This window comes from Saliphagus sp. LR7 (genome assembly GCF_003344565.1).
GTDB lineage: Archaea > Halobacteriota > Halobacteria > Halobacteriales > Natrialbaceae > Saliphagus > Saliphagus infecundisoli.
Map to the genome: position 1 here is coordinate 23,235 of NZ_QPND01000031.1, position 6,246 is coordinate 29,480.

The window sequence follows — 6,246 nt, forward strand, 5'->3', positions numbered from 1 at the left end:
CGGGAGACGACCGAACACGAGTATTCACGCGACGTGTTCAATCGAACGCGCTTCCTCCCACGACTGGAGTCCTGTTTCTTACTATCGTCGGAATCCACCCGGTAATGCCCTCGAGTGCATCCCAACTAGCATCTCCCGACGAAATTCCACCCATGCCGGACGAGCTTGCCTCCCCCAGGCTCAAACTCGTTTATCTCGCGCTTGTTTTCTGTGAGGGGGCGATGGCTACGGACCTCCAGCGGAGCCTTGGACTGTCAAAACTCACGCTGTTGCCGATTCTCGCGATGGTCAGGGCAGACGGGCACATCCAGCGTACGGCCGACGGATATATGATCACTTGACTCGGATGTCGATTAACTCGCCCATCTCGTGAGTCGGCGAGTCATACTGAACGTGGAAATTGGAGTTGTACGAACGCTCGAGGCATTCCTCCGTTCGTTCAACGTTAACTACGATCGTTGGGAGGCCATCCCATGGTGGGAGAATTTCCTCTTCTCGACCGTCTTCGATCGCGCGCTCTGCCTCTGCCGGCGTGATATCGGGCTCGTCCGAAAAATCCCTCGAAGCCCACACATCGACCATACAGCGTTCTGGTGCCCCGTCGATCGGTTCTGTGTATACCACCGATGGGTCGATACCCAGGCGATCGAGTTCACTCAAGTCGACCGACGCAAAGCACATGAGTACTTCTCCACAATCCTCGATCCTGGCGTGCTCTATCGTCGCGTTTAGTGTCGCCTTTGGGAGTGTATCACTCTGATACGATCGTCCATCGTATTTCTCGGTTGGAACACTAAGCGGCTCTTGGAAGCGGAAGGTGACATCGCGTCCTTCGGAATCACACAGTATCCGAACAAGTGATGCTGTTCGCGAAGAGTCCTCACCTGCACCGCTCATTCGGTGCCCTCCCTGGGTTCTGAGGTGTGGACGATTTCCACGTCAGCGCCACGCCAGCGTTTGGGAACGGTGACGTGCGCCCTGTTCCCGAACGGTTTGGCTGTACCGTTGAGAACTTCCCAAACGTCGATTTCAAAGCGGTTCACCATGTCTATGTATCGTTTTCGAATATACTTAATTGGTATCGTACAGGTGAGTGAGCGTCGCGAGGAATTGGATCGCGACGTTCCTGCATATTCAGGTGCTGTGACGTCCCCGTCTGCCGTAAACGGTGGGACTCCCTCGTTGGTCAACTACCCCGCCCTGAACGCCTTCGGCGTTCTGCGGACGGGGCTTGCGTGGCTTCGGTCGGGAGTTGTGGTCCCGGACCGACTTGTGTGCCGGTGCGGTCGGTCGGCAGAGGCAATGTAATTGGACGTGACCTCGGCGACGTCGCGGCAAGTCGAGCGTGCTCAGAGCGGTCGCGTCGTCGGTCCGTCCTTCGAGGCCGGTTGACGGCGGCCCGTCCGGAGCGAGGAACCAACCCTTTCCCACACCGACGTGTTGGTTCGGCACCCATTGCTGGGCTGTCTGAAGCCCGCTTCGGACGACAGAGGACGCCGAACCGGTCGATACTAACTGTTTCGCCCACCTTCGCAACGCGATTCCTCCCCTCCCTACTCGCGGCTTCGCCGCTCGGTGAGGAAGGAGACTCCTCGCTACTGCCTGTTGAAAGGTGGGAGGCTGGCAAACTCGACGTGCTCGGAACCTTCGTACCCCTCATGGTCACCGAGCTTGAACGGGAGGGTGGCGGGTTGATTGCCTCGACCGGCGACGACCAGAGATACGTCGGGCGGTCCTCGGAAGGGGGAAGTTCGAATCCGATAAGTCACATTGGAAGTGAACAGCTCAAGATATGCCGTATACTGCCGCGATCGCCGACGAGGGGCGGCTCACCGAGGCCGAGCGGGTCCGGCGACTCGATCCGCCGACCGGCGAGGTCGAGATCGTGCTCGATACGGACACTGCCAACGAGGTCGACGACCAGTTCGCCCTCGCGTACGCATTGTTCGCCGAGACGATCGATCTGCAGGCCGTCTATGCGGCGCCGTTCGATAACGCGAACTCGAGTGGGCCGGCCGACGGGATGGCACAAAGCCACGACGAGATCGTTCACCTCCTCGAACTCGCAGGCCACGCTCGCCCCGATCGCATCGCCTACCGCGGTGCTAGGGAGTATCTCGACGATGGGTCGATCACTTCCGCGGCTACGACGGATCTCATCGAGCGAGCGCGCGGTCGTTCGAGCGAGGATCCCCTCTACGTCGTCGCGATCGGCGCACCGACGAACGTCGCCGCGGCGATCGACCAGGCTCCTGATATCGTCGATCAGATCGTCGTCGTCTGGCTCGGCGGCCATCCCTACGGGTGGCATACCGCCTGCGAATTTAATCTCCGCCAGGACCGTCGTGCTTCGCGGGTTCTCTTCGACAGTGGCGTCCCGCTCGTCCACGTCCCCTGCAAGAACGTCGCCGAACAGCTCCAGACGACGGTGGCGGAGCTCGACGCCTATCTGTCGGGCAACGGGCCGTTGAGCGAGTATCTCCTCGAGATCGTCACCGACCTCGAACCCGACCGTGGAGTCTGGTCCAAAGTAATTTGGGACCTGGCACCGCTTGCTTACCTCATCGACCACGAGTGGATTCCGACCAATCTCGTGCACAGCCCACGACTGTCGGACGATCTCCGATATACGCACGACACCAGTCGGCACCTGATCCGGGTCGGGATGGATGCCCGCCGCGATCGGATCCTCGAGGACGTCTTCCGAACGCTCGAGGGCCGCTGACCCGCCAGCGACCTGGGTGGCACGATCAGGGTGAGGGCCAGCGGGGCGTAACTCTGAGGTGGTTCACCGAGCTGACTGGCGAGCGAACGCCCGAAACGGATTGACGTGGGTCATAGGGATCGGCAGAGGAGTTCATAGTTTCAGTCAATGTGCGGTTTCCCAGTCGGCTGATTTCTTCGTGAGAACCTCCGATCGTCCTCCAGCTGTTTTAGATCGGCATGGACATCGGAGACGTCGCGGTCGACGAGTCGTGCAGCTTCACGCATACTTGATGGGCGCTCTTTGGCGATCGCCTGGACGAGATCGAGGCGCAGCGGAGTGAGGTTGTCAACGAGATCGTCATAGGTTCCGAACTGCAGTACTGCACGCTCATCGCTTGCATCCAGTTCATCAGCCTCGGCAGTCTGGATACACTGAAGCGTGTCCTCTCGGAGCTGTGCTCGGTCCCCGACGGTGATGTGAAGCGTGGTCATGGTTGGGTGTGTTGGATGTGTATTATATCTGCAGTCCAATAGGGACGGGGTGGGTCACCACCAATTATGTCCCAGTATTCGTCAGGGCTGGCCCAAAACTCAACTAATCGGTAGCGTGGAGTCTCCTTTCTCAACGAAGTGAGCGAAGCGAACGGAGTAGGGAGGGGAGGAGCGCGTTCGTCTAGCTGGGCGCACCCATTGAAGAAGATCAACGGCCGCTGCCGGAACCGTTTTGAGTATGGATATGATATGGATATGTATGACTGTCAGCGAGACTCGGCGTGTCGGAGAGCGAGGGCAGGTCACACTCCCAAAGGAGCTTCGTGAAGCGTTCGGACTCGAGGGCGGCGACGAGGTCCGCATTCGGGAAGAAGAGGGAAAAATCGTCATCGACAAGGCGGTCACACGCGAGCGCCTCGCGGAGGGGTATCGCCAGCGCGCCGAGCGCGATCACGCCCTCGCTGAGGAACTCGCGGGCATCAGCCAGGAGGCGAACAGCTCTCTTGGCGACGCACCGGAGACGGACTCCGAGTAACGATGCACGTTCGCCGCGGAGATATCGTCATCGTCGAGTTAGATCCCACGCGAGGGTCCGAACAACAAGGCACTCGTCCCTGTCTCGTCGTCCAGAACGATATCGGGAACGAGAACGCTCCGACGACGATCGTGGTTCCGTTCACGACGTCCTATGGGAATGATCTCTACCCGTTCGAGGTGGAGATCTCGGCTGCGGAAAGCGCGCTCCGCGAGGACTCCGTCGCGATCTGTAGCCAACTTCGGACCGTCTCGATTGCGGACCGAATCGGGAGTGTTGTCGGGTCGGTCCCCGATGAACGACTGGCGGAGGTCGACGACGCTCTCGAATACAGTCTCGGGCTCACGCCCCCGGCCCGCTAATCCCATCCGAGTCCGTCTGTGAGCGCAGAGTCACGAAGCCATGGCACGATCGACAGACCAGGGCCAGCGAGGTGTGTCGCCGAGGTTCGTCACCGAGCTGACTGGCGAGCGAACGCTCGAAACGGATTGTCCTGGGTCAGCCGTCGCGTTTCGTCGGTGCCCACGGCATCGCGGAGTTTCGGGAGGAACCTCTTCGGAAGGTACGTGTATGGATCGGGCTCGCCGCCGCCGGGCTCCGAGGGATCGTACCAGCCGCGGTCCATGCTCAGGAGCACCCGGTCGCCGAGCCCTGCCTCGAGTGCCGCCTCGATGCGCTCCAGATAGTAGGCGTCGGGCTTCTCGCCACCGATGCCGTCGTACTCGATCCACGCGCCGCGGTTTGCGACCGCGTGATGTGTGGATTGGTCGTCTTCTGCCTGGGTGTGAATCCAGACGAATCGTTCGGGAGCGTACCCCACCGCCTCGAGGACGTCGAGTTGGGTGTGGGCAACCGCTCCCGCGACGGTGTGGCTACCGATCAGGGCGCCGGTTTCCGCGCCCGCCGCCGCCGCAGCGCGGAGGATCTTCTCCTCGGTCTCGGTCATGCCGTCGTCGCTCGCCGAGAGCTTGATCCAGGCCGCGCGAATCCCCGTCTCCTCGATTCCCTCGGTCAACTCCGCGAGCATCCACTCGCGGATCTCGTCCTCGCTCGCCTCGACGGCCCACTCGGGGACGAAGGGTTCCTGGTAAATCCCCGTCGGGAGGACGACGGGCAGGCCGGTCGCCTCGGAGACGGTGACGTCGATGTCGGCACGCCGACCCACGCCCATCGGCGTGCATTCGACGAGTGCCGTGACGCCGGCATCTATTGCTGCTTCGATCTCCGGGCCCATCAGCTCGAGCACGTCCTCCGGATCCGCGTCCCGCCAGTGTTCTGCCTCGATCGGTCCGAGGTCGACGAAGATGTGCTCGTGGGGCAGGAGCAACCCCAGCTCGTCCGCGCGTAGCGTCCCCTGTGTCGTGATCAGCCCGGTCATGATTGACAGGACGTGGAGAGCGGGGTTAGCGGTTGCTGTCGCGATCGTCGGATCGGACGACTACGTTAATGGTTCTCGCGGCGATGGTGTAGTATGGACCTCCTCGTCGCCGTTGACGGATCCGAAGAGAGCGACCGGGCACTCGAATACGCCACGACTATCGCTACTGCAACCGACGGCGCGATCACACTGATCCACGCGATCGAACCGGATATCTATGATACTGGCGGTGAAGAGCCGATCTCCGACTCCGACCGCCGGGACAGACTGATCATCGACAGCGTTGACGACGCGGAAAACCAGGGCCAAGCGATCGTCGACGACGCAATCGAGTTCGTCACCGAGCGGGGACAACCCGTGTCGGGTGAACTCCGCTATGGTCAACCGGCGAGGGTGATCACCGATTTCGCTGAGGAAGGAGGGTTCGATGCGCTTTATGTCGGCCACCGGGGCCGGTCGGACCGGGCCATCGAGTTCTTGGGCAGTGTAGCGCGAGATGTGACCGAACATGCGTCCGTTCCGGTCACCGTCGTCCGGTGATCCCGACCGATCGTCGGCTGTGACTCGTTCTACATCAGTTCTTTGTCAAATCAGACGTACAACGCAGCGTTCTGATGGGCATCGCAAACCTTCGGTTTGCTCAAGGGCGTGGCTCGCCGTACGATTCGCAAACGCCCAAATCGGTGGGTTTAGGTGTCTACGGAAGTGTTTACACTCATCCGACGCGGCACGACCGCGGCCATGTCGTGACAATCGGACCGTATCGGATTTCTCAACTGAAGCTCGATGGTACCCCATCAGGAGACGTCGGGTACCGACGCTACACAATCAGGTACCTCCGCCGAAAATCTGAGTGGAACCGCGTTCGGGCGGAACCCAAACGCCCGAACCGACTGCGGCTCAGGGAGAGGAGTAACGGCACCGTGGCAGTGCCAGCACCTCGTCGGTGTGCGAACCTGCAACCACCCAACGAACCACGGACTGGCCATGTGGGAAGCCCCGTCGGTTACAGTAGACGCCGAATCAAATTGAAAGCGGACGAAGTTCGCCCTTCCCGTAACCTCATCGAGGAAATCAGGAACAGACCTTCACAGAACGGACTCGAAAAGTGAGGGATTGCCGCCGCTCGGCGGCG

At 60.9% G+C, this 6,246-nt stretch carries 8 protein-coding genes and 1 pseudogene; 5 read left to right on the plus strand and 4 right to left on the minus strand.

The annotated features are described in order from the left end of the window. Window positions 1–152 precede the first annotated feature (152 nt). Window positions 153–341 (plus strand): MarR family transcriptional regulator, encoded by a 189-nt coding sequence (locus DVH23_RS21150; protein ID WP_232833874.1) that lies wholly within the window; start codon window positions 153–155, stop codon window positions 339–341. On the opposite strand, the gene DVH23_RS23895 is transcribed toward DVH23_RS21150, so the two are convergent. Next, complete coding sequence (locus tag DVH23_RS23895; RefSeq protein WP_157972551.1) at window positions 334–897, minus strand: hypothetical protein; 564 nt, start codon at window positions 895–897, stop codon at window positions 334–336. The genes DVH23_RS21150 and DVH23_RS23895 overlap by 8 nt on opposite strands. After that, complete coding sequence (locus DVH23_RS21160; protein ID WP_114579360.1) at window positions 894–1,046, minus strand: DUF2080 family transposase-associated protein; 153 nt, start codon at window positions 1,044–1,046, stop codon at window positions 894–896. Before DVH23_RS21160 ends, DVH23_RS23895 begins: the two co-directional genes overlap by 4 nt. A gap of 746 nt (window positions 1,047–1,792) precedes the next feature. Between DVH23_RS21160 and DVH23_RS21165 the strand changes: the two genes are divergently transcribed. Next, window positions 1,793–2,725, plus strand: a complete 933-nt coding sequence (locus DVH23_RS21165; RefSeq protein ID WP_114579361.1) for a nucleoside hydrolase — start codon at window positions 1,793–1,795, stop codon at window positions 2,723–2,725. A gap of 197 nt (window positions 2,726–2,922) precedes the next feature. On the opposite strand, the pseudogene DVH23_RS21170 reads toward DVH23_RS21165, so the two are convergent. Beyond that, window positions 2,923–3,198: pseudogene (locus DVH23_RS21170) on the minus strand (transcriptional regulator); the annotation flags it as partial. 259 nt (window positions 3,199–3,457) lie between these two features. Here DVH23_RS21170 and DVH23_RS21180 point away from each other — a divergent pair. Beyond that, window positions 3,458–3,733 (plus strand): AbrB/MazE/SpoVT family DNA-binding domain-containing protein, encoded by a 276-nt coding sequence (locus tag DVH23_RS21180; RefSeq protein ID WP_114579363.1) that lies wholly within the window; start codon window positions 3,458–3,460, stop codon window positions 3,731–3,733. A gap of 2 nt (window positions 3,734–3,735) precedes the next feature. Beyond that, window positions 3,736–4,095, plus strand: coding sequence for a type II toxin-antitoxin system PemK/MazF family toxin (locus DVH23_RS21185; RefSeq protein ID WP_114579364.1), 360 nt, complete (start codon window positions 3,736–3,738; stop codon window positions 4,093–4,095). Window positions 4,096–4,184: 89 nt separating this feature from the next. Here DVH23_RS21185 and DVH23_RS21190 read toward each other — a convergent pair whose 3' ends face one another. Then, window positions 4,185–5,111, minus strand: coding sequence for a phosphotriesterase (locus DVH23_RS21190; RefSeq protein ID WP_114579365.1), 927 nt, complete (start codon window positions 5,109–5,111; stop codon window positions 4,185–4,187). A gap of 93 nt (window positions 5,112–5,204) precedes the next feature. Between DVH23_RS21190 and DVH23_RS21195 the strand changes: the two genes are divergently transcribed. Next, window positions 5,205–5,651: a universal stress protein gene (locus DVH23_RS21195; RefSeq protein WP_114579366.1), complete on the plus strand. Its 447-nt coding sequence runs from the start codon at window positions 5,205–5,207 to the stop codon at window positions 5,649–5,651. Window positions 5,652–6,246 lie beyond the last annotated feature (595 nt).

Bases quoted from the DNA above. Each gene is read 5' to 3' on its own strand.
- DVH23_RS21150 (WP_232833874.1), top strand. From the start codon at position 153: ATGCCGGACGAGCTTGCCTCCCCCAGGCTCAAACTCGTTTATCTCGCG.
- DVH23_RS23895 (WP_157972551.1), bottom strand. From the start codon at position 897: ATGAGCGGTGCAGGTGAGGACTCTTCGCGAACAGCATCACTTGTTCGG.
- DVH23_RS21160 (WP_114579360.1), bottom strand. From the start codon at position 1,046: ATGGTGAACCGCTTTGAAATCGACGTTTGGGAAGTTCTCAACGGTACA.
- DVH23_RS21165 (WP_114579361.1), top strand. From the start codon at position 1,793: ATGCCGTATACTGCCGCGATCGCCGACGAGGGGCGGCTCACCGAGGCC.
- DVH23_RS21180 (WP_114579363.1), top strand. From the start codon at position 3,458: ATGACTGTCAGCGAGACTCGGCGTGTCGGAGAGCGAGGGCAGGTCACA.
- DVH23_RS21185 (WP_114579364.1), top strand. From the start codon at position 3,736: ATGCACGTTCGCCGCGGAGATATCGTCATCGTCGAGTTAGATCCCACG.
- DVH23_RS21190 (WP_114579365.1), bottom strand. From the start codon at position 5,111: ATGACCGGGCTGATCACGACACAGGGGACGCTACGCGCGGACGAGCTG.
- DVH23_RS21195 (WP_114579366.1), top strand. From the start codon at position 5,205: ATGGACCTCCTCGTCGCCGTTGACGGATCCGAAGAGAGCGACCGGGCA.